This is a genomic window from Nonomuraea sp. NPDC052129 (genome assembly GCF_040680095.1).
GTDB lineage: Bacteria > Actinomycetota > Actinomycetes > Streptosporangiales > Streptosporangiaceae > Nonomuraea.
The window spans coordinates 81793-103140 of sequence record NZ_JBFAVX010000003.1; the positions used below are offsets into that span (position 1 = coordinate 81793).

A 21348-nucleotide genomic window follows, 5' to 3' on the forward strand; every position below is an offset into this window, starting at 1 on the left:
CTGGGTTATGCCGATCCGGGAGAATGCACCACTACTTCATAGATGGTGCCATGAAACTTGCCCGCATCTGCCGGAAGACGGGTAAACCAGATCAAAACGTACCTGCCGCTTGCGGCTTGATCAGGCTTCAAGGTGATCTTTCCGGACCCGTTCTTCTCCTTGGCGACGGTCTTCAGCGAGCCCAGCTCAGGCGAATCGCCGACCTTCAGCTCGACGCTCGCGCCCGATGCATCGGCCAGCGTAGCCACCACGTCGCCGATCGGCATGCTCTTGCCCATATCGAGCAGCAAACCCACCCCGGCCTTGAGGTTGCCCAGGTCGGCGCTGTTGTAGTTCTCCGTTTTCCAGAGCGTGCTGGGCTTGCCGTCGATGGCGAGCGGCGCCATCTCGTTCTTCTCATCCCGGTCGGCGAGCGGATCGAAGCCGGTCGCCTTCTCCGGCTTCACGACGACCATCGGCTGCGCCGACGCGGAGGCCGAGGTGCTCGGGGAGGTCTCCGCCTGCGGGGAGTTCGGGCTGCCCAGGCTGCGGCCGATCGTCCAGGCCCCGACGCCGACCGCGGCGATGACGAGCAGCACCACGACGGTCATCAGCACCCGGTTGAGCATGCTGCCGCCGCTGGGTGCGCGGGGCGGCATGGGCCTGGGCTGCGTCGGCAGCGATGGGCGCGGCGGGCGCCGCTCGGTCTCGATGCCCTCGGAGTGCGAGACCGACTGCACCGCCGGCGTCTGGGGATAGGCGATCGGGATCGGCATGGGCCGGGCCACGTTGGCCAGCGCGTCGGCGATCTCGGACGGGCTGGACAGGGCGGCCTGCCCCTTGCGGGACTCGGGCAGGCAGGACCTGATGGTGACCGCGTCGAGATAACCGGGCACCCCGGCGGTGACCTGGCGGGGCGTGCAGAAGTGCCCGTCGATCATCGGCGCCGTGGGCAGGCCGCCCTCCTCCTCGTCGCCCGGCCAGTGGCCGGACAGCCCCGCGTACAGCAGGCGGCCCAGCCCCTCGGCGTCGTCGAGGGCGGGCTGGTCGGTGGTGAGGCCGGACAGAGCGGCGTCGACCGCGACGCCGAGCACCTTGACCGTGTTGCCGGTCGTCCACACCAGGTGCGCCGGGCGCAGGCACAGGTGATAGAGGTCGGCCTCATGCGCGTGGGTCAGCGCCTCGGCGGCCTCGGCGACCAGGCCGGCGGCCCGCTCCGGCTCCAGCGGCCCGGCCGCGAGCAGGTCGGACAGGGTGTCGCCGGTGACCCACTCGCTGACCACGTACGAATGATCGTCGTGCTCGGCGGCGTCGAACACCTGCGTCAGGCGCGGATCGGTGAGTCTGCTGGCGGCGCGGGCGGCCGTGACCACCTCGTGGACGCGGGGAAAGTCAGGGGAGAAGGTGTGGACCGCGACGGGCCGGGCGAGGATCTCGTCGATGGCTTTCCACAGGGTGGCTCCATCGGACTCGGTCACCCGGTCCTCCAGCCGGAAGCGTTCGGCGAGACGGGTGCCGGGTTCGACCGACGACGTGCTCACTGACTCACTCCGCTCGGCCGCTCGGGGGTGCTCATGACTCGACTCACCTGCGTGGGGGTGTACCACGTAGGCGCGCTATGCCGGGTGGATCCGCCCACGCCCCTCCTGCTTCCATTCGCGCCGTGTCGGCACCATGCTAGTGCCGCGCCGGTTCCACCCGCGTTCCTTACCTGCCTACCCGCCCGGCAACCATCCCAACGATCGAGTTGATCTCCGGGATGCGCATGCGATGGGCGACTCCCAGATACAACAGCATGCCCAGACCGCCGCCCACGGCCAAGGCGATCACCGAGTTGAGGAAGGTGAGCCCGCCGAACACATCCTGAACCGCCCAGACGGCCACCAGCGCCAGTGCCGCCGCGGGCAGTGCGGACAGGTACATCCTCGTCAGAGCCATCCCGATCTTCCAGCCGCCCAGCCCCTTGACCCGGCGGGCGGCGAGAATCCAGGCCCCGCCGGCCCCGATCGTGTAGGCGACGGCGTAGGCGAAGGCCAACCCCATCACCGTGTACCGAGCCGGCAGCAGGACGTTGAAGACTACCATCAGCAGCGCGTTGACCGCGGTCGTCGCCGCGCCGACGTAGACGGGCGTCCGGGTGTCGCCGAAGCTGTAGAAGACCCGCAGCAGCAACTGGAAGATCGAGAACGGCACCAGCGCCAGGCCGTAGACCTGCAGCACGTTGCCGATGTAGACGGCCGCGTCGGCCGAGTTGACGCCGTGGGCGTACAACGGCACGGTGATCGCCGGGCCGAGCACCATCAGCAGCAGCGACACCGGGACCATCACCGAGCTGATCAGCCGCACGCTCGACCCGAACTCGGAGCGGACCTCGTCGAGCTGCCCGGCTTCGACCGCCCGGCTCATCCTGGGCAGCATGGCCGTGATCACCGAGACGCCGATGACGCCGTAGGGCAGCTGGAAGAGCTGGAAGGCCAGGGTGTACGGGCTGATGCCGTGTCCGAGCACCGCGTCGCCCGCCGCGCTGGACAGGTTGGTCGTCAGCATGAAGCCGAGCTGCGTGACCACCACATAGCCGATGGTCCAGATCCCGGCCCGGCCCATCTCGCCGAGCCGCGCGTTGCGCACGTCGAAGCGCGGGACGAAGGAGAACCCGATCCGCTTGAGCGCGACGATCAGCACGGCGGCCTGGGCCACGATGCCCGCCGTGGTGCCCAGGCCGAGCAGCGCGATCTGGCCGTCGGTGACCAGGGCGATGTCGCCGCCCGTCTTGCCGGCCACCACCATGTAGAGCACGAGCACACAGATGACCACGAGGTTGTTGATCACCGGCGCCCACATGGGGGCCGCGTAGCGGTCACGCGTGTTGAGAATGGCCCCGGCGACCGCGCCGACGCCGAAGAAGGCCAGCTGCGGCAGGATGAACCTGGCGAGCAGCACCGCGACCTCGAACTTGCGGCTGCCGGGCAGCCAGTCGGTGGTGTAGAGGTCGATGAGCAGCGGGGCCGCCAGCACGGCGAGCACGGCGACGACCAGCAGCGCGGCCGTGGCCAGCGTCATGAGGCGCTGCTCGTACGCCCGGCCGCCGTCGTAGTCGCGCTGCTGCGCCTTGACGATCATCGGCACCACGACGCTGCTGAGCACGCCGAGCAGCAGCAGGTCGAGAATGCTGTACGGAATCGCGTACGCGGCGTTGTAGGCGTCACCCATGGCGAAGGTGCCGATCGCGGAGGCGAGCACCATCGTCCGCACGAACCCCGTGACCCTGGACACCATCGTGCCCGCCGCCATGATGGCGCTGGCCCGCAACATGCGGCTCATACGGTCTCACTCTCCCGGCTCTTGGCGGCCCGAGCGAGCCGTCGCTGCGATCTGCGCCGTAGCACCCGTGTCACGACCGCGGCGAGCATGACCGCCAGCGCCGCCCCGACGATGACCAGGGCGATCCCCGTGTAGCCGGTGGTGCGGATCGTCAGCTTAACGGGCTTGCCGTACGGCAGACCGTTCCTGGTCATCAGCTGGACGCTCACCGTGGCGTCACCGCTGGTCGTCGCGTTCATCGGCACCTGGACGCCGCCGTTCTGATCATTGGGGATCGTCAGCAGCTTCTTGGATTGCGTGGTGTCGATCTGGAGGAGCCCGGGGTTGTTGCTCTTGACGTCGATGTAGAGGGCGACCGTCTCACCGATCGAATTCTTCACGCTGATGGGCACCTGGCCGTTGCTCCCGGCCAGCGTGCGCGGCCGGTCGGGGTCGGCCCCGGTGATCGAGATCTTGTTCGTCTGGGCCTGGACGGCCCCCTCGACCAGCTTGGTGGCGGCGCGGCCCGCGCGCGTGTTGTTGCGCCAGGACGAGGAGGCCAGCCTGAGCACCGCGGCGTCGAAGTCGGAGTGCAGCTTGGGCTCGTCCGCGATCAGGGCGGTGAGCTGTGCCTTCTCGGCCACTTTCTTGAGCGGGCCGAGGTACTTGGCGCTGAGCTCGTCCTTGCGGTCCTGGTCGGTGTAGGTGAGCGCGGCCCTGGGCACGGACGCCTTGCTCGGCTTGAGCAAGCCGAGCTGGGTCAGCGTCAGCCACGGCAGCCGGTTCGCGGTCTTGAGCAGGCTGTTGACCAGCTTCGGGTTCGGGTCCCAGCGGCGCGAGGGTGCGATGACCAGCGACCGGGGATTGGTCTGGCCAGGCTCGGCGGCGATCATCGCGGTCTCGGCGATGAAGCGCTGCTTGTTCAGGAAGACCGAGCCCGGCGCGCTGGAGTCGGGTTCGAAGGTGCGCGTGAGCTCCGCGTCGGCGACCAGCGCGGTGACCGGCCCCTCGACGGCGTCGAGCGTGGTGACGGCGTCGGGCGTGAACGCGACCGGTGGCTGTGGCGGCAGGTTCGTCGAGTTGAGCAGGACCCGGTCGACCTTGGCGACGTTGAGCAGGTCGAGCGCGTCGGGATCGAGCACGCCTCCGACCGGCCAGTTCGTGGTCAGCGGCACGTCGCGTTTGAGCAGCTCGGTGGCGATCTGGCGGCCCATCTCGATCGCCTTGCCGGTCTGGCCGTCCAGGCCCTGGTGGGCGAGCGCGGCGACGTCGGGATCGGCGTACGGCGTGGCCACGACCGGTGAGTCGGCCAGCGCGGTGCGCAGCGAGTCGAGCCACGTCGTGGCGTTGGGGTCGGCGGCCTGGTCCTTGGACTTGAGCCGGTGCTTGCGGGACAGAGCCTGCGCGTCGTCGAGGAGCGCGGGGTCCACGAACCAGGTGACGCTCTTTGGCGCCGTGGCGGCGATGCCGGCCAGCTCGGCGAGCCGGCCCTTGCCGGTCAGCTGCGCGCCCAGCTTGTCGTCGACGAAGTTGTCGTTCTCGGCGCGATGCGTCTGGTCGATGATGGGCAGCGCGATGGCCAGCCGGTTGCGCGGCAGTTTCTGGGGCGTCGGCGGCGCGTACGTCAGGTAGGTGCGCTGCGTGACGATCGGCACGTCGAACCGGGCCACGTCGACGGCGATCGGATAGACGCCGAACGACGGCAGCCCGAGCTGCACGGGCGTCGCGAGGAGCTCGAAGGTCTTGGAGGCACCCGCCTCCAGCGCCGGGATGTCCATGAAGGAGACGGGTGTGCGGGTAGAGACCTGAGAAGGCAGGGTCGCCGGGTTCTGGTCGGTCTGGTAGGCGGACATGATGGCCCGGTCGGTGAACTTCTGCGCCGAGTAACGCAGCCGGACCCGCAGGCTGGTCATCGCTTCGGCCGTGTCGTTGCGGACCACTCCGGCGATCTTGATCTGCGTGGTCAGGCTCGATGGTGTGTCGGGCGTGATGGACGTGATCGACACGTCCATCGACTGCCTGCTCGCCTTCCCGGCGGCCGCACCCGGCGTCTTCGTGGCAGCAGTACTCGGCGTCGTCGCGGCCATGGGCGCGAGCAACGCGGCGGACAGTACGGCGAGGAGCGAGACCTTACGGATCACGCGTCCGCCCGAGCTGGAGTACGACGCACGCCCGCAATGGTACGGGCTCAGTGCCGTATCGCGACCGCCTGACGGGATCCTCTGGGCCTCGGGATCCGGAGGTTCACGGTCTTGCCGGGCAGGAGTGTCAGCAGGTCAAGGGCGCGCATGGAGAGGGCCGTGTGGCGTTCCCCGGTGGCCGTGAAGATCGCGTCGGCATCGGCGCGGAGGCGGTCGTCCACCGCCACGGCCAGGCCCTCGGGCAGCAGCAACGGGCTGACAAGCCCGGCCGCGTAGTCGGTGGCGGAATTGACCAGAAAGTCGGGGGCGAGGCGTACCTGCCGCACGCCGAGCGCGCCGCAGACGGCCCCGGCCTGCGGTGGGTCCGAGATAGCGGAGACGACGGCGACGACGACCTCGCGGCCGATTCTCGTGGCGACCTCGAACACCGTGACCGCCACGCACCGCCCGGGCGCGGCGGAGACCGCCTCGGGCAACTCGTCCACGCAAGTCATGGGGCGCGGAAGGCGTACGATCTCATGATGGACCTGGTGTGCGAGGAGCCAGCGGTGGATCGCGAGGGCGTCCTTCATAGAAGACCTCCTGGCCTGGTTCCATGGCCCCCGACGGTCCCCTGACCGACGGTAACCCCGACTGGATATTGCTCGGGGGATATGTTCCGGAATCAAAGGACCTACCCAGCTTGTCCGACTCAAATCTGACCGAAAGCCAGCAGCGGGCCATGACCGACCTGTTCCGTAAGATCGCTCCGGTGGCCGACGAGCTCGGCCGGTTGTTCGCCGCGCATGGGCACGAGCTGGCCCTCGTCGGCGGCCCGGTGCGCGACATCCTGCTCGGCCGCGTGGGCAACGATCTCGACCTCACCACCGATGCCCGGCCCGAACGGGTCCTGGAAATGGTCCGTGATTGGGCTGATTCGGTCTGGACGATCGGCATCGACTTCGGCACGGTCGGCGTGCGGAAGGGCGGCTCGCTGCTGGAGATCACCACCTACCGCAGCGAGTCGTACGACCCCAAGTCCCGCAAGCCGGAGGTCATGTACGGCGAGACGCTGGAGGCCGACCTGGAGCGGCGCGACTTCGCGGTCAACGCGATGGCCGTGCGGCTGCCGGGGCACGAGTTCGTCGACCCCTACGGCGGCCTGACCGACCTGTCGGCCAAGCTGCTGCGCACACCGGGCACGCCCGAGCAGTCCTTCGACGACGACCCGCTGCGCATGCTGCGCGCCGCCAGGTTCGCCTCGCAGCTCGGCTTCACGGTCGACGCCAAGGCCCTCGCGGCGATGACCGACATGGCGGAGCGCATCGAGATCGTCTCGGCCGAGCGCATCCGTGACGAGCTCGACAAGCTGACCTGCGGCACCTACCCGCGAGAGGGCCTGCGCCTGCTGGTCGAGACCGGGCTGGCCGCGCACGTGCTGCCCGAACTGCCCAAGCTGCGCCTGGAGATCGACGAGCACCACCGGCACAAGGACGTCTACGAGCACACGCTGACCGTCCTCGACCAGGCCATCGCCCAGGAGGACGACGGCAAGCCCGACCGGATCCTGCGCTGGGCCGCGCTGCTGCACGACATCGGCAAGCCCAAGACGCGGCGGCACGAGGCGGGCGGCCGGGTTTCCTTCCATCACCACGAGGTGGTGGGGGCGCAGATGGCCAAGAAGCGCATGACCGAGCTCAAGTTCCCCAAGGACGTGGTGGCCGACGTGTCGCAGCTGGTGGAGCTGCACCTGCGCTTCCACGGCTACGGCACGGGCGAGTGGACCGACAGCGCGGTGCGCCGCTACGTGCGCGACGCCGGTCACCTGCTCGACCGGCTCCACAAGCTGACCAGGGCCGACTGCACGACGCGCAACAAGCGCAAGGCGGCCACACTGTCGCGTACGTACGACCAGCTAGAGGAGCGCATCGCCCGGCTGGCCGACGAGGAGGAGCTGGCCAAGATCCGCCCGGAGCTCGACGGCAACGAGATCCAGCGGATCCTCGGCGTCGGTCCCGGCCCGATCGTCGGGCGGGCGTACAAATTCCTGCTGGAGCTCCGCCTGGACAAGGGGATGGTCGGCAAGGAAACGGCCACCGAGGCGCTGCTGGAGTGGGCGCGGGAGAGCGGTGCGTCACCGGCCGGCGACACGGCGCCGGCTTGATCTCAGCAGAAGGCAGTGGCGCGGCGCCCCGGATGATCAGCGTGAGGCCGTGGCGCGCGGCGTCGGGATGATCATCCGGTAGATCAGGGCGCCCGCCAGGTAGCCGGCCGTCACGATCACCACGGCCGCGTAGGACTTGCCGTTGGCGGGCAGGATCGCCGCGGACAGGGCGGCCGCCAGCACGTACATGCCGTTGAACAGCATGTCGTAGATCGAGAAGGCCCGGCCCAGGTAGACGTCCTCCACGTCGCGCTGGACCGTGACGTCGGCGCAGATCTTGACGCTCTGCCCGGCGATGCCGAGCACGAACCCGGCGATCGGCAGGCTCCACGTCTGGAACGGCACGACCAGCACCGCCGTGAGCACGCCGGCCACGACCAGCGCGATCGGCACCCACCGCTCGATCGTGAACCGCGCGGTGGCCCACGGAGTGACGATCACCGCGAGGAAGAAACCGACACCCGAGGTGGCTACGACCAGGCTGAGCCCACGCAGCGCCACTTCGGAGTCGCCGCCGGAGAAGTAGTAGCGGTAGAGGATGATGCCGAGCGCGGTCGCCATGCCGTACATGAACCGGTGTGTCGCCATCGCACCCATCGTGGCGGCGGCCGTGCGGTGGCTCACCAGGTGCTTGGCGCCGTCGACGAGGCCGATGAGCACGTTGCGTACGGCCTGGCGGGCCTGCGGCCGCTCTGGGTCGAAGGAGGGGCCGAGCAGCGAGCGCTCCATCGTGCGGGCGATCAGCGCGCTCATCCCGGCGACCACGCCCGAGACGACGAGCAGCAGCGCCACGCCGAAGTCGCCGCTGCCGAACAGCTCACGCAGCAGGAACCCCACCCCGGCGCCGAGGAAGGTGAAAACCGTGCCCGAGGTGGGCGTGACCGCGTTGGCGGCCATCAGCCGATCTTCCGGCACCACGTGCGGCAGCGACGCGCCGAGGGCGGCCAGGAAGAACCGGTTGGCCGCGAGCACGCCGAGCGCGGCCGCGTAGAAGACCGTGTCAGGCACGTCGGCGGCGACCAGCGCCGCCGCCACGACCAACAGCGCGCCGCGCACGATCGGCGCGACGACGAGGATCTGCCGCCGCGACCAGCGGTCGATGAAGACGCCGACGAACGGGCCGAGAATGCTGTACGGCAGCAGCAGCACGGCCAGCCCGGCCGCCACCTGCAGAGCCGTGGTCTGCGTCTCCGGACTGAAGAAGGCGAACCCGACCACGGCGAACTGGAAGACCCCGTCGGAGAACTGGGAGACCAGCCGGGTGGCGAACAGCCGTCGGAAGTCCCTGCCCTTCAGGACCACGCGAAGATCGGCGACGAATGACACGCAGTCAGCCTACTTCCGCCCGATTCACAGGTTGGTACAGCAGGCAGTCATTCGTCGCCAGTGGCCAACATGATCACGTACGCTTCGTAGCGTGACGAAGGAAGAACACGTGGTGTTGGTCGACGGCGACGGCAACGCGATCGGCACCGCTCCCAAGAGCTCGGTGCACGGCCAGGAGACCCCGCTCCACCTGGCGTTCTCCAGTTACGTCTTCGACGAGGACAGCCGCGTCCTGCTCACCAGGCGCGCCGCGGGCAAACTGACCTGGCCGGGCGTGTGGACCAACAGCTGCTGCGGCCACCCGCTACCCGGCGAGCCGCTGGACCACGCGGTCATCCGCAGGCTGTCCTACGAGCTCGGTCTGACGGTGGACCGGGCGGATCTCATGCTGCCGGCGTTCACGTATCGCGCGGTCATGCCCAACGGCATCGTCGAACACGAACTCTGCCCCGTCTACCGCGTCACGGTCGACGCCTCCGCCATCCCGAACCCGGACGAGGTTGACGAAATCCGGTGGATGCCCTGGAAGGAGTTCGCGGACGGAGTTCTGAGCACCCTGCTGGCGATCAGCCCGTGGTGCCGCGAACAGGTCCCCATGCTGAACGAACTGGGCACCAACCCCCTGGACTGGCGCCCGGCCTCGGCGGAGGAGCTGCCTCCTGCCGCCCGAAGCGCCGCCCGTACCGCTTTGTGAGGCTTTGTGGGCTTTGTGGGGCGCCGCGCGGAGTGCACGGCGCCGGACCACGGACCTATCTGTCCACTTCGCCGCGGATGAACTTCTCGACGTAGTCGCGCGCGTCGTCGTCGGAGTATTGGACCGGCGGCGACTTCATGAAGTAGGAGGACGCGCTCAGGATCGGCCCCGCGATCCCCCGGTCGAGGGCGATCTTGGCGGCGCGCACGGCGTCGATGATGATCCCCGCCGAGTTGGGCGAGTCCCACACCTCCAGCTTGTACTCCAAGGTGAGCGGCGTGTCGCCGAACGAGCGCCCCTCCAGCCGGACGAAGGCCAGCTTCCGGTCGTCGAGCCACGGCACGTGGTCCGACGGGCCGATGTGCACGTCGGCCTTGGCCATCTCGTGCGGGATCTGCGAGGTGACCGACTGCGTCTTGGAGATCTTCTTCGACTGGAGGCGCTTGCGCTCCAGCATGTTCATGAAGTCCATGTTGCCGCCGACGTTGAGCTGGTACGTGCGCAGCAGCTCGACCCCGCGGTCCTCGAACAGCTTGGCCAGCACGCGGTGCGTGATGGTGGCGCCGACCTGCGACTTGATGTCGTCGCCGACGATCGGCACACCGGCCGCGGTGAACTTCTCCGCCCATTCCGGGTCGGAGGCGATGAACACCGGCAGCGCGTTGACGAACGCCACCTTGGCGTCCAGCGCGCACTGGGCGTAAAACCGGTCGGCCGCCTCGGAGCCCACCGGGAGGTAGGACACCAGGACGTCCACCTGGCTCTCGCGGAGCGCCTGGACGACGTCGACCGGCGACTCGTCGGACTCTTCGATGATCTCGCGGTAGTACTCGCCAAGTCCGTCGAAGGTATGGCCGCGCTGGACGATCACCCCGGTGGGCGGCACGTCCGCGAACTTGATCGTGTTGTTCTCGCTGGCGCCGATCGCCTCGGACAGGTCGCGGCCGACCTTCTTGGCGTCGACGTCGAACGCGGCGACGAACTCGACGTCGCCCACGTGATAGTCGCCGAACTTCACGTGCATCAGGCCCGGCACCCGTGTGGCCGGGTCGGCGTCCTTGTAATAGTGAACGCCCTGAACCAGTGACGCCGCGCAGTTGCCAACACCGACAATGGCCACGCGAACCGAACCCATCGCACTCGCTCCCTTACTCATCAGTTGATCTCTCGGGGTTCTCCTCAGAGGAGCCCCGTCTCTCTGTCGCGATCAGCTCGTTCAGCCACCGCACCTCGCGTTCGACCGATTCGAGCCCGTGACGTTGCAGTTCGAGCGTGTAGCTGTCGAGGCGCTCCCTGGTGCGGGCCAGGGCGGTGCGCACGCTGTCGAGGCGTTCCTCCAGGCGGCTGCGGCGGCCTTCGAGGATCCGCAGTCTCACCTCCGCCTCCGTATGCCTGAAGAACGCGAAGTGGACGCCGAAACTCTCGTCCTCCCACGCGGACGGCCCTGCCTGCGTCAGCAGGTCCTGGAGCCGTTCCTTGCCCTCCGCGGTCAGCTTGTAGACGATCTTCGACCGGCCCCCGACGATCGCGGCGGGCGCCGGCTGCTCCTCCACGATGAGGCCCTGTTCGAGCAGCGAGCGCAGACAGGGGTAGAGCGACCCGTAGGAGAAGGCGCGGAACATACCCAGCAAGGCATTGAGCCGTTTGCGCAGCTCATAGCCGTGTAGCGGCGTCTCGTGCAGCGACCCGAGCACGGCCAGCTCCAGCACTCTGCCCTGTCCGCTGGCCACTGGAACCGCCCCCTCTCACGTCGATGTATCGAGCCGATACATCCCGATGATACGTCGCGCCGCTATATCGCCGCAATTAACGACTTTGCCAAGGCGTTGGGAGGATTCAGCAAAACGCCGTAGTCTGGCGCTCATGTGGTCACAGGGAAAGGTGGTGGACTACGGCCTTGCCAAGCGGGCGGTGGTCGACTTCCCGCACCCCAGGCGTAGGTCGCCTGGGGATTTTCGTGACTCACAGCCATACCTCCTTCGCGCGGCGCGCCACTTCGGCGAACCGACCGAACACCTCTGCCCGGTGTGCGAGGGGGAGAACGTCACCAGCGTGACCTACGTCTCCGGGGATTCCCCGGGGCGCCATGCCGGTGAGGCAAAGGTCGCGTCGGAACTCGCCGATATGGCCCATGATTACGATGAGTTCCGGGTGTACGTCGTCGAGGTCTGCCAAGGTTGTTCCTGGAACCACCTGACGGTGTCGTTCGTCCTCGGCAACGGACCGCCGGACCGCGTCGGGCGACCGTAGAAGACCGAGGACGGCGAAGGAGCCCCACGCCCATCCGCCGTGCTATCCGACGACGTTGTGAGGACGTGTGAGTAACAGCAGCAATGAGGGGACGGGCCGGCCTGGAAGGCGCCGTCGCTCCAACTCATCCCGTTCTGTGCCCCAAGACAATTCGCCGCAAACCGGCGAAGCAGGCTGGGGGGCGGCACAGCCTCAGCGTCGGCCGGAAGCCGCGTACGAGCAGACCGGCGCGATGGCCGCCCAGCCATACGCGGGCCCCCAGCAGCCGGGCATGCCGCAACCAGGCCCCCAGCAGCAGCCGGGTCCGGGCGGTCCCGGCCCCCGCCAGCCGGGGCGGCGCGAGGGCGCGCCGCGCGAGCCGGGGCGGCGCCAGGGCAGCCGTGAGGGTTCGCGTTCGCGCGGCGAAGGTGAATACGACACCCGCGCCCGCAGCAACCAGGAGACCATGATCAGCGACGCGCCCAGGCGGGCGCGCGGGCGCGGCTCCGGCGGACCCCAAGGGCCGGGCGGCCCCGGCGGTCCTGAGGGCCCTGAGCGGCCCAAGGATGAGCGGCCGAAGTGGCGCCGCTTCATCCCCAGCTGGAAGATCGTCATGGCCTCGATGACGGTCCTCGCGGCCGGCATCTTCGGCATGATCGCGGTGGCCTACGCCAACACCCCGGTGCCCGACGAGAACAACACGCAGGCCGGGGCGACCGCACAGGGCAGCACCGTCTACTACTCAGACGGCAAGACGGTCATCGCCAAGCTCGGCACGCCCCGGAAGATCATCAAGATCGACCAGATGTCCCAGAAGCTCAAGGACGCCACGGTGGCCATCGAGAACGACACGTTCTACGAGGACTCCGGCATCTCCATCTCCGGCATGGCCCGCTCGCTGTGGATGACCGCGACGGGCCAGCAGTTGCAGGGCGCCTCGACGATCACCCAGCAGATGGCCCGCGGTTACTACGGCGGCCTCAGCTCGGAAGTCTCGATCAAGCGCAAGGTCAGCGAGATCTTCATCGCGGTCAAGATCAACCAGACGAAGTCCAAAGACGACATCCTCCAGACCTACCTCAACACCGTCAACTTCGGCCGGGCCTACGGCGTCGAGGCGGCAGCCCAGGCGTATTTCGGCCCGAAGAAGCATGCCTCGAACCTCACCCTGTCGGAGGCGGCCTACCTGGCCGCGCACATCCAGACGCCGAGTTGGGGCTCCGAGGACCCCGCGCTCAAATACCGCTGGAAGACCGTCCTGGACTACATGGCCAAGCAGTGGCCGGACAAATACGCCGCGGAAGCGAAGACGGCGGAGTGGCCCAAGATCAAAAAGTCCAACACGGACAGCGCCTACGCGGATCTCAACGGCTACATGCTCGAGGCGGTCACTCGGGAACTCGCGGCGCGTGGCATCACCGAGGAGGCCATCAAGAGCAGCGGCTATGAGATCGTCACCACCTTCGACAAGAGGCTCATGCAGGCCGCCAAGACCGCGGTGCAGGAGTCGACGAGGGGTATGTCGAAGGAGTTCCACACCAGTCTCGCCGCCGTCGACCCCAGGAACGGCCGCGTGGTGGCCTTCTACGGAGGTACTGACTACCTCAAGGACCCGTGGAACGAGCCCTTCGACTCGGCCAAGCAGGCCGCCTCCGCGTTCAAGCCCTACGTGCTGGCCGCGTGGCTGAAGGCCGGATACTCGATCAACAGCTACGTGCCGGGCAGCGTCACGGTGCCGAAAGAACTGCCGGGGCAGCAGCCCGGCGGTTTCAAGAACAGCCACAACGTGGGTGCCTCGATCGACGTGGTCAAGGCCACGGCGCAGTCCGTCAACACCGCCTACGTGTCTATGGCGTATGCGCTGCCCGACAGGATCAACGACGTCAAGAGCCTCGTCGAGGCGGCCGGGTTCAGCGAGCGGCGCATGGAGCAGGACGTCAAGGACCACGGCTACGGGTTCGCCATCGGTAGCGCACCGGTCACGGCCGTGGAGCAGGCGGCCGGATACTCGATCTTCGCCAACGCCGGCAGGTACACCAAATATCACGTGGTGAAGGAGATCAAGCTGAACAAGCAGGTCGCCTACCCCGAGCAGAAGCCCTCCAAGAACGTGATCAGCCCTGAGGCCGCCGCCGACGCGACGGTCGCCATGCAGGAGGTGCTGCGGAGCGGCACCGCGATGGGTAAGGGCCTGGGCAACCGCCCGGCGGCGGGCAAGACCGGCACGAACAACGAGGAAAAAGAAGCCTGGTTCGTCGGTTACACCCCGCAGCTTTCCACGGCGGTAGGGATGTACCGCGAGGTGTGCAGGACGAAGAAGGGCCGGATCGTCCAGCCCATCAATTCAAACTGCCCCACCACACCGGGGGGCAAGCCGCACAAGAAATACAACCTCAACAATCCGTACACCACGGCGAAGGAGACCTCGCTGGGCTTCGAGGGTGCGGACACGCCCACGACGATCTGGCGCGCGTTCATGACCGCCGCACTCCAGAACAAGCAGGTCGAGCAGTTCCCCACCAGGGCCGACATCGGGCAGCCGGAGAACATCGTGCCGAGCCCGACGCCCACGCCGAAGGCCACCGAGGACCCGTCGCTCGAGGACCCCAACGCCAACTGCGGCGTCGTCCCGCCGTGCAACGGCGACGACCCCGACCAGATCATCACGGTCGACCCCAACCAGAACGGCGAGCCGCAGGACGACGGCGGCGGTTTCGACGGGCGGGGCCGCCAGAGCCAGGGGTCCAACCCGGTCATCGTTCCCGGACCGATGCCGAGCAGGCGCGAGGACTGGTGAAGTCGAGCACCGAGGTCCGCCCACCGCTCATGAACCGGGCCGTGCCGTACCTTCCCCTGGGGTTGTTCGCGGCCCTGGGGGCCACGCTCGCCTACATCGTGCGGCTGCCCTGCCGCACGGGCGGGTGGAACGACCAGGTCTCGACGTACACGAACTTCTGCTACACCGATATCTACCCGCTCTACTTCGACCGGCAGCTGGCGACGCAGAACCCCTACTTCGCCGACGTGCCCTTCGACAAGCACGTCGAATACCCGGTGGTCCTCGGCGAGGTCATGCAGGTGATCAGCTGGATCGCCCGCTGGCTGGAGCGCGACGTGGTCGCCCAGGCGGTCAGGTTCTACGACATCACCGTCATCCTGCTCGGCGTCTGCCTGGTGGCCGGCGTGCTGCTGATGGCGGCGGTGGCGGGACCGACCAGGCGGTGGGACGCGCTCTGGTACGCGCTCGCCCCGTCGATCGTCCTGGCCGCCTACATCAACTGGGACCTGGTCGCGGGCGCGCTGTCGATGGGCATGCTGCTGGCCTGGGCCCGGCAGCGGCAGGTGCTGGCCGGCGTGCTGCTCGGCCTGGCGATCGCGACGAAGTTCTACCCGATCATGTTCGTCGGCGCGCTCCTGCTGCTCACCATGCGCACCGCGCGATGGCGGCCGTTCCTCGTCACGATGGGCGCGACCGCCGGGTCGTGGCTGGTGGTCAACGTGCCGTTCATGGTGCTGGCCTGGGACGGCTGGCGCCGGTTCTACGTCTTCTCCGAGGAACGCGGCGTCGACTGGGGCTCGCCCTGGCTGTTCTTCCAGAACAAGGGCTGGCCGATCCTGGGTGACACCGACGTCAGCCGCCTGGGGATGGTCTCGCTGGGTCTGCTGTGCCTGGGCATCGCGGCCCTCACGCTGATGGCGCCGCGCCGGCCGAGGCTGGCGCAGATCTGCTTCCTCGCGCTGGCCGCGTTCATGATGACGAACAAGGTGTGGTCGCCGCAGTTCGTCCTGTGGCTGGTGCCCTTCGCGGTGCTGGCCAGGCCCAACTGGAAGCCGATCGCGCTCTGGCAGGTCGCCGAGATCTGGTATTTCTGCGCGATCTGGCTCTATCTGCTCTCCCAGTCTCCGGTCAGCCGTCCCGACCTGGGCATTGGCGACAACACCTACTTCACCGCCGTATGGGGACGGGTTCTCACGATCGCCATCATGATGGCCTTCGTGGTCCGTGACATCCTGCGTCCCGACAAGGACGTCATCCGGCAGACCGGCATCGACGACCAGGCCGGCGGCGTCTTCGACGGGGCCCCGGACCGGTTCACCCTGCGCCCGGCCTAGCCATGATCACCCGCTCGGCCGACCGCGACGCGACGCTCCTCTGGTTCGCCTCGCGCGGCGGGCTGCTGGTGGCGACCCTGCTCGGAGTCGCGCTGCACGACTACGTGGGCACGTGGCGGAAGTGGGACGCGGGGCTGTTCATCACGATCGCCGAGCACGGCTACGACGGCGATCCCGGCAGGCCGCCGGACGCCGGGCTGCCCGCGTTCTTCCCCGGCCTGCCGTTGGCGATGCGAGTGGTCCACCTCGTAGTGCCGGACTGGACGGCCTGCGGGCTGATCGTCTCGCTGGTCGCCGGTCTGGTGGCGGTGGTGGCGCTGGCCAGGCTGACGGAGTTCGAGGGCGGCTCGGGGTGGGCCGCGGTGGCCGGGCTGCTGCTGTTCCCGATGGCGGTCTTCCTGGTCGCCGGCTACAGCGAGGCGCTGTTCCTGGCGTTCGCGATCCCCGCCTGGCTGGCCGCCCGCCAGGGCCGCTGGCCGCTGGCCGCCGCCCTGGCCGCGGGCGCCTCCTGTGTACGCATCACCGGGCTGTTCCTGGCGTTCGCGCTGATCGTGGAGTTCCTCACCAGCAGGCAGCCCATCCGGCGGGCGCCGTGGCTGCTGGTCCCCTTCCTGCCGCTGGTGGCGTACTCCTTCTTCCACTACAGCCGTTCGGGGGACTGGCTCGCCTGGAAGCACGCCCAGGAGGCCGGGTGGGGACGGCAGATGGTGTGGCCGTGGCAGGCGTGGAGCACCACGTGGCAGTCGGCCATGGGCGCGGGTGACTTCGCGATCGCCTTCCGCATGGAGCTGGCCGGTGCGGTGGTGGCCGTGGCCGCGCTCGTCTGGCTGCTGGTCATGCGCCGGTGGAGCGAGCTGGTCTACACGGGGTTACAGGCGGGGGCGCTCATGACCTCGGCGTACTACCTGTCGATCCCGCGCTCGCTGCTGCTGTGGTTCCCGCTGTGGGTGGCGTTCGGCCGGCTGGTGACCCGCCATCCATGGGTGATGGTGGTGTACGCCCTGGTGGCGGGGCCGCTCATGCTGCTCGACGTGGTCCGCTTCCTGAGCGGCGCCTGGGCAGGATGATCTCCATACCCACTTTCAGGACTCGGTAATCCAGGGAAGTTATCCACAGGCTGTGTGTATTCGCTAGAGGTTCTTCCTCAGGAACGCGATGTCGTCGGCCTGACCATCGCCGGGCGTCTCCACCACGATGGGCGCGGCCGCCGCGCGGCAGACCGCCAGGATGAGCTCGGGGTCGATCTTCCCGTTGCCCAGGTTGGCGTGCCGGTCGGCACCGGAGTCGAACTCGTCGCGCGAGTCGTTGCAGTGCACCAGGTCGATGCGGCCGGTGATCGCCTTGACCCGGTCGACCAGGTCGAGGAGCTCCTCACCGCCCGCGTGCGCGTGGCAGGTGTCGAGGCAGAAGCCCACGTCGAAGCCGTCGAGGGCGTCCCAGAGGCGGGCGATGCGGTCGAGCCTGCGGGCTATCGCGTTGTCGCCGCCCGCGGTGTTCTCGATCAGGACCGGGATCGGGCACTCCATGCGCTCGAACACCTTGCGCCAGTTGTCGAACCCGATCTGCGGGTCCTCGTTCTTGTTGAGGTGGCCGCCGTGCACGATCAGGCCCTTGGCGCCGAGCCCGGCCGCCGCCTCCAGGTGCTGGGCGAGCAGCTTGCGGCTGGGGATCCTGATGCGGTTGTTGGTGGTGGCCACGTTGATCAGGTAGGGCGCGTGGATGTAGATGTCGACGCCCTCGACCGGCTCGGCCGGCAGCACGGGCTTCTTGTAGCCCTGTGGATCGCCCAGGAAGAACTGCACCACCTCGGCCCCGATCGCGGCCGCGTGGGCGGCTGGGTCGTCCTGACCTACGTGAGCTCCGATGCGCACCATGTCACGAGCTTATCCGTTTGGAGCAGAGGGCTCAGGGAAGTCGCCAGGCGCCCCCTACGCGAGGAGAACGATATGACGCGCTGGCGCTGGCGCTCACTGATCTTCTTAATCTGGGTACTTATCGGCATCTATGTGGCCTGGGTCTACCACTACATCACCCCGGGGATCCTCCGGAACATCGCCGAGGCGCTCCTCGCGGTCTTCCTGTGGTTCCTGGTGCTGCTCGGTGTGGATCTGCATATTGGTAAATGACCTCAGGCGAACGGTCCCGGCCATGCCGGGACCGTTTCGTATGGCACCGGCCGCTCAGGGCAGGAAGCCGCCGTGCGCGATGCCGAGCGCCACGCCGACGAACGACGCCACCAGGCCGATGATGTTCAGCGAGCGCTGGGGCGTGGTCACCGAGACGTACTGCGAGTAGAGCCCCATCCCGAATCCGAGCGTGCCGAACCACGCGGAGATCGGGTGGGCGGCGACGAAGAACGTCGAGATGAAGGCCACCAGCCCGCACACGAGCGTGGCGACGGCCAGGACGTTCTCGATCGGGTGCGGCGTCCCGTCGCTGTTGAGCGTGAGTCTGAACCGCTGGGTCTCCGGAGGTTGCAGGATGTGCGGCACTAATGTCACCCCCATGGGTTTCCTACAGGTCCTTCCCATCCGCGAGCGGCTGGTAACCTGGTCAAGCTGCGTTGTGATGGGTGATCCATCAGCCTGAGACGCCGAAAGGGGTGTCCGGGTCCTGACGTCAGCGTCCTCCTGTCACGGCAGAGTGTCGTGACCGCAAGAGTCCAGAGGAGGTTGGAGTCCCGCATGCGTCGTTACGAAGTAATGGTCATTCTGGACCCTTCGCTCGATGAGCGCACTGTGGCGCCGTCCCTCGACCAGTTCCTCACCGTCGTCCGCAACGACGGCGGCACTGTGGAGAAGGTCGACGTCTGGGGCCGTCGCCGTCTCGCCTACGACATCGACAAGAAGTCGGAAGGCATCTACGCCGTCATCGACCTGTCCGCGGAGCCCGCGACGGTCAAGGAGCTCGACCGGCAGATGAACCTCAACGAGGGCATCCTGCGCACCAAGGTTCTCCGCCCCGACGTGCACTAAGCAGCCGTTGCCCGGCTTTTTGTCGGGCGGCAGCCGTACTCTGAGCCGTAACCAAAGCGAAGGCGTGCAGGAAGGCGAGCGCAAGCCATGGCAGCAGGCGACACCGTAATCACCATCGTCGGCAATCTTGTCGACGATCCGGAGCTGCGCTTCACCCCCACGGGTCAAGCCGTGGCTCGATTCCGCATCGCGTCCACTCCGCGGTTCATGGACCGCCAGACCAACGAGTGGAAAGACGGCGAAAGCCTCTTTCTGACCTGCAACGTGTGGCGGCAGGCGGCGGAGAACGCCGCCGAGAGCCTCCAGCGTGGCATGCGGGTCATCGTGCAGGGGCGGCTCAAGCAGCGGTCTTACGAGACCAAGGAAGGCGAGAAGCGCACGGTCTACGAGGTCGAGGTCGACGAGGTCGGCCCGTCTCTGCGTAACGCCACGGCCAAGGTCAACCGCACCACCCGTCAGGGCGGCGGCGGCGGTGGCGGCGGCTTCGGCGGCGGCCCGGCCGACGACCCGTGGGCCTCCGCGTCGCCCGCTCCGTCCCAGGGCGGCGGCGGCGGTGGCGGTGGCGGCTACCAGGGCGGCGGTCAGCAGGGCGGCTCCGGCGGCTCCGGCGGTTTCGGCGGCGGCGGCAACGACTTCAGCGACGAACCGCCTTTCTAATTCCAGTTCACCAGCCCGAGTCCATTCCCGCTTGACGGCGGGGCTCTGAAAGGAGCACCACGATGGCAAAGCCGGCACTGCGCAAGCCCAAGAAGAAGGTTTGCCTGTTCTGCCACGACAAGATCTCCTACGTCGACTACAAGGACACGGCTCTGCTGCGGAAGTTCATCTCCGACCGCGGCAAGATCCGGGCCCGCCGGGTGACGGGCAACTGCACCCAGCACCAGCGTGACGTGGCGACCGCGATCAAGAACGCCCGTGAGGTGGCCCTGCTGCCTTACACGAGCACCGCGCGCTAAGGGAGGACTGTCGATATGAAGCTCATCCTCACCAACGAGGTCTCCGGCCTCGGCACCCCTGGCGACATCGTCGAGGTCAAGGACGGCTACGGCCGTAACTTCCTTATCCCGCGCGGCTACGCCATGCGCTGGACGCGTGGCGCCGAGAAGCAGATCGAGTCCATCAAGAAGGCTCGTGACGCTCGCGAGATCCGCGACCTGGGCACGGCCAAGGAGGTCGCCGGCCAGCTCGGTGCCCTTCGCGTCCGCCTGGTCACCCGCGCGGGCGACTCCGGCCGCCTGTTCGGGTCGATCACCACGGGTGACGTCGCCGAGGCCGTCAAGGCCGCCGGCGGTCCCATCCTCGACCGCCGCCGCATCGAGATCGTCAACCCGATCAAGAGCGTCGGCTCGCACAAGGTCAGCGTCAAGCTGCACCCCGAGGTCTCGGCGTCGGTCGACGTCGAGGTCGTCGCCGGCTGACGACTCTCAGCCTCGCCGCTGCCCCCTCTCGCCTGCGAGAGGGGGCAGCGCTGTCTCTATGGCCGGTATGGGTGCAGGTGGGGGACATGGTGCACCGTCCCGCAGCGTAGGATTTGCTCGTTCTTCCCGCGCCCCTTCCCTGGAGGCCCCCAGCCATGGCCCGACCCTCGATGCTGCTGGCCCTTGGCGTGCTCGCGGCGGCGGCCGTCGCCTGCGCCCCCGCCGACACTTCGCCGAGCGCCGCCCCGCTCAGTCCCACGGCGTCCACCGCGTGCACCAAGGACCAGCTCAAGCTCGTCAACGCGGGCAAACTGACGATCGCCACCGACAAGCCCGCCTTCGAGCCGTGGTTCAAGGACGACGACCCGAGCAACGGCCAGGGCTTCGAGAGCGCGGTCGCGTTCGCCGTCGCGGGCGAGCTCGGCTTCGACCGCACCGAGGTTCAGTGGAGCACGGTCAAGTTCGACTCGGCCTTCGCACCGGGTGCCAAGCAGTTCGACTTCGACATCAACGAGGTCTCGATCACCCCAGACCGGGCCAAGGCGGTCGACTTCAGCCACGGCTACTACACGGTCAAGCAGGCCATCGTGGCCATGGGGGACGGCAAGTTCGCCGGCGCGAAGAGCTTGGCCGAGCTCAAGGACGCCAAGATAGGCGTACAGGTCGGCACGACCTCCCTCAACGCGGTCAAGGAGGTCATCAAGCCCGGGGCCGAGCCCAACGTCTACACCGATCAGATCGACGCCATCAACGCGCTGAAGAACAAGCAGGTCGACGCCATCGTCGTGGACCTGCCCACGGCCTTCTACGTGACGGCCGCGCAGGTCGAGAAGTCGAAGATCGTGGGCCAGTTCAGCTCGACCGGCGGCACGCCCGAGGAGTTCGGCCTGGTCATGGAGAAGGGCAGCGCGCTCAAGCCGTGCGTCGACAAGGCCGTCGACGCGCTGAAGTCCAAGGGTGAGCTGACCAAGATCGAGCAGCAGTGGCTCAGCGCGGCCGCGGGCGCGCCCGAGCTGAAGTGAGCGAGCCT

At 68.1% G+C, this 21348-nt stretch carries 21 protein-coding genes; 12 read left to right on the forward strand and 9 right to left on the reverse strand.

The window, feature by feature from the left end; all coding sequences use genetic code 11:
* Window positions 1–5: 5 nt before the first annotated feature.
* The 4 genes from AB0L53_RS08160 to AB0L53_RS08175 form a co-directional block, all read right to left on the reverse strand.
* On the reverse strand, window positions 6–1520 hold the full coding sequence (locus tag AB0L53_RS08160; protein WP_363992045.1) for a protein kinase family protein: 1515 nt from the start codon (window positions 1518–1520) through the stop codon (window positions 6–8).
* A gap of 166 nt (window positions 1521–1686) precedes the next feature.
* Window positions 1687–3300 (reverse strand): murein biosynthesis integral membrane protein MurJ, encoded by a 1614-nt coding sequence (murJ, locus tag AB0L53_RS08165; RefSeq protein ID WP_363992047.1) that lies wholly within the window; start codon window positions 3298–3300, stop codon window positions 1687–1689.
* The gene (locus AB0L53_RS08170) at window positions 3297–5420 is read right to left on the reverse strand and encodes a DUF6049 family protein (protein ID WP_363992049.1); all 2124 of its coding nucleotides are present in this window, start codon (window positions 5418–5420) and stop codon (window positions 3297–3299) included. Before AB0L53_RS08170 ends, murJ begins: the two co-directional genes overlap by 4 nt.
* A 47-nt stretch (window positions 5421–5467) precedes the next feature.
* Entirely contained in the window at window positions 5468–5992 is a 525-nt protein-coding gene (locus AB0L53_RS08175; protein ID WP_363992051.1) for a YbaK/EbsC family protein, read from the reverse strand.
* Between the two features lie 149 nt (window positions 5993–6141).
* Here AB0L53_RS08175 and AB0L53_RS08180 point away from each other — a divergent pair, with 149 nt between their 5' ends.
* Window positions 6142–7563 (forward strand): CCA tRNA nucleotidyltransferase, encoded by a 1422-nt coding sequence (locus tag AB0L53_RS08180; protein ID WP_358534830.1) that lies wholly within the window; start codon window positions 6142–6144, stop codon window positions 7561–7563.
* Window positions 7564–7599: 36 nt separating this feature from the next.
* Here the strand turns inward: AB0L53_RS08180 and AB0L53_RS08185 are convergent, their stop codons facing one another.
* Entirely contained in the window at window positions 7600–8889 is a 1290-nt protein-coding gene (locus AB0L53_RS08185; RefSeq protein ID WP_363992053.1) for an MFS transporter, read from the reverse strand.
* A gap of 91 nt (window positions 8890–8980) precedes the next feature.
* Between AB0L53_RS08185 and idi the strand changes: the two genes are divergently transcribed.
* Complete coding sequence (gene idi, locus AB0L53_RS08190; RefSeq protein WP_363992054.1) at window positions 8981–9583, forward strand: isopentenyl-diphosphate Delta-isomerase; 603 nt, start codon at window positions 8981–8983, stop codon at window positions 9581–9583.
* Window positions 9584–9638: 55 nt separating this feature from the next.
* Here the strand turns inward: idi and AB0L53_RS08195 are convergent, their stop codons facing one another.
* Both AB0L53_RS08195 and AB0L53_RS08200 read right to left on the reverse strand, forming a co-directional pair.
* Complete coding sequence (locus tag AB0L53_RS08195; protein WP_363992056.1) at window positions 9639–10718, reverse strand: inositol-3-phosphate synthase; 1080 nt, start codon at window positions 10716–10718, stop codon at window positions 9639–9641.
* Window positions 10719–10731: 13 nt separating this feature from the next.
* Window positions 10732–11313 (reverse strand): PadR family transcriptional regulator, encoded by a 582-nt coding sequence (locus AB0L53_RS08200; RefSeq protein ID WP_357655325.1) that lies wholly within the window; start codon window positions 11311–11313, stop codon window positions 10732–10734.
* Window positions 11314–11446: 133 nt separating this feature from the next.
* On the opposite strand from AB0L53_RS08200, the gene AB0L53_RS08205 reads away from it, so the two are divergent.
* The 4 genes from AB0L53_RS08205 to AB0L53_RS08220 all read left to right on the forward strand — a co-directional run bounded on the left by AB0L53_RS08205 (window position 11447) and on the right by AB0L53_RS08220 (window position 16992).
* The gene (locus tag AB0L53_RS08205) at window positions 11447–11833 is read left to right on the forward strand and encodes a DUF5318 family protein (RefSeq protein ID WP_363992058.1); all 387 of its coding nucleotides are present in this window, start codon (window positions 11447–11449) and stop codon (window positions 11831–11833) included.
* Window positions 11834–12065: 232 nt separating this feature from the next.
* Complete coding sequence (locus tag AB0L53_RS08210) at window positions 12066–14609, forward strand: transglycosylase domain-containing protein (RefSeq protein WP_363992060.1); 2544 nt, start codon at window positions 12066–12068, stop codon at window positions 14607–14609.
* Window positions 14606–15925, forward strand: coding sequence for a glycosyltransferase 87 family protein (locus AB0L53_RS08215; RefSeq protein ID WP_363992062.1), 1320 nt, complete (start codon window positions 14606–14608; stop codon window positions 15923–15925). Before AB0L53_RS08210 ends, AB0L53_RS08215 begins: the two co-directional genes overlap by 4 nt.
* 2 nt (window positions 15926–15927) lie before the next feature.
* Window positions 15928–16992 carry a mannosyltransferase family protein gene (locus AB0L53_RS08220; protein WP_363992064.1) on the forward strand — a complete coding sequence of 355 codons (1065 nt, stop codon included), beginning with the start codon at window positions 15928–15930 and terminating at the stop codon, window positions 16990–16992.
* 63 nt (window positions 16993–17055) lie between these two features.
* Here AB0L53_RS08220 and AB0L53_RS08225 read toward each other — a convergent pair whose 3' ends face one another.
* A complete protein-coding gene (locus AB0L53_RS08225; RefSeq protein ID WP_357938123.1) occupies window positions 17056–17799 on the reverse strand; it encodes a deoxyribonuclease IV in 744 nt (247 codons plus the stop codon).
* A gap of 72 nt (window positions 17800–17871) precedes the next feature.
* On the opposite strand from AB0L53_RS08225, the gene AB0L53_RS08230 reads away from it, so the two are divergent.
* Window positions 17872–18051, forward strand: coding sequence for a hypothetical protein (locus AB0L53_RS08230; protein WP_225300943.1), 180 nt, complete (start codon window positions 17872–17874; stop codon window positions 18049–18051).
* Between the two features lie 54 nt (window positions 18052–18105).
* On the opposite strand, the gene AB0L53_RS08235 is transcribed toward AB0L53_RS08230, so the two are convergent.
* On the reverse strand, window positions 18106–18432 hold the full coding sequence (locus AB0L53_RS08235) for a hypothetical protein (RefSeq protein WP_363992066.1): 327 nt from the start codon (window positions 18430–18432) through the stop codon (window positions 18106–18108).
* 177 nt (window positions 18433–18609) lie between these two features.
* Between AB0L53_RS08235 and rpsF the strand changes: the two genes are divergently transcribed.
* The 5 genes from rpsF to AB0L53_RS08260 all read left to right on the forward strand — a co-directional run bounded on the left by rpsF (window position 18610) and on the right by AB0L53_RS08260 (window position 21340).
* Entirely contained in the window at window positions 18610–18900 is a 291-nt protein-coding gene (rpsF, locus tag AB0L53_RS08240; RefSeq protein ID WP_026214314.1) for a 30S ribosomal protein S6, read from the forward strand.
* 87 nt (window positions 18901–18987) lie between these two features.
* Entirely contained in the window at window positions 18988–19557 is a 570-nt protein-coding gene (locus AB0L53_RS08245; protein ID WP_363992068.1) for a single-stranded DNA-binding protein, read from the forward strand.
* 62 nt (window positions 19558–19619) lie between these two features.
* Window positions 19620–19856 (forward strand): 30S ribosomal protein S18, encoded by a 237-nt coding sequence (gene rpsR, locus AB0L53_RS08250; RefSeq protein ID WP_020543048.1) that lies wholly within the window; start codon window positions 19620–19622, stop codon window positions 19854–19856.
* Between the two features lie 15 nt (window positions 19857–19871).
* On the forward strand, window positions 19872–20318 hold the full coding sequence (gene rplI / locus AB0L53_RS08255; RefSeq protein WP_225300946.1) for a 50S ribosomal protein L9: 447 nt from the start codon (window positions 19872–19874) through the stop codon (window positions 20316–20318).
* A 155-nt stretch (window positions 20319–20473) separates the two neighbouring features.
* Entirely contained in the window at window positions 20474–21340 is an 867-nt protein-coding gene (locus tag AB0L53_RS08260) for an ABC transporter substrate-binding protein (protein ID WP_363992071.1), read from the forward strand.
* Window positions 21341–21348 lie beyond the last annotated feature (8 nt).

Coding starts and splice junctions, on each gene's coding strand:
- AB0L53_RS08195 (WP_363992056.1), bottom strand. CDS start 10,718: ATGGGTTCGGTTCGCGTGGCCATTGTCGGTGTTGGCAACTGCGCGGCG.
- AB0L53_RS08175 (WP_363992051.1), bottom strand. CDS start 5,992: ATGAAGGACGCCCTCGCGATCCACCGCTGGCTCCTCGCACACCAGGTC.
- AB0L53_RS08205 (WP_363992058.1), top strand. CDS start 11,447: ATGTGGTCACAGGGAAAGGTGGTGGACTACGGCCTTGCCAAGCGGGCG.
- AB0L53_RS08225 (WP_357938123.1), bottom strand. CDS start 17,799: ATGGTGCGCATCGGAGCTCACGTAGGTCAGGACGACCCAGCCGCCCAC.
- AB0L53_RS08210 (WP_363992060.1), top strand. CDS start 12,066: ATGGCCGCCCAGCCATACGCGGGCCCCCAGCAGCCGGGCATGCCGCAA.
- AB0L53_RS08260 (WP_363992071.1), top strand. CDS start 20,474: ATGGCCCGACCCTCGATGCTGCTGGCCCTTGGCGTGCTCGCGGCGGCG.
- AB0L53_RS08245 (WP_363992068.1), top strand. CDS start 18,988: ATGGCAGCAGGCGACACCGTAATCACCATCGTCGGCAATCTTGTCGAC.
- AB0L53_RS08180 (WP_358534830.1), top strand. CDS start 6,142: ATGACCGACCTGTTCCGTAAGATCGCTCCGGTGGCCGACGAGCTCGGC.
- rplI (WP_225300946.1), top strand. CDS start 19,872: ATGAAGCTCATCCTCACCAACGAGGTCTCCGGCCTCGGCACCCCTGGC.
- murJ (WP_363992047.1), bottom strand. CDS start 3,300: ATGAGCCGCATGTTGCGGGCCAGCGCCATCATGGCGGCGGGCACGATG.
- AB0L53_RS08230 (WP_225300943.1), top strand. CDS start 17,872: ATGACGCGCTGGCGCTGGCGCTCACTGATCTTCTTAATCTGGGTACTT.
- AB0L53_RS08220 (WP_363992064.1), top strand. CDS start 15,928: ATGATCACCCGCTCGGCCGACCGCGACGCGACGCTCCTCTGGTTCGCC.
- rpsF (WP_026214314.1), top strand. CDS start 18,610: ATGCGTCGTTACGAAGTAATGGTCATTCTGGACCCTTCGCTCGATGAG.
- rpsR (WP_020543048.1), top strand. CDS start 19,620: ATGGCAAAGCCGGCACTGCGCAAGCCCAAGAAGAAGGTTTGCCTGTTC.
- AB0L53_RS08235 (WP_363992066.1), bottom strand. CDS start 18,432: ATGGGGGTGACATTAGTGCCGCACATCCTGCAACCTCCGGAGACCCAG.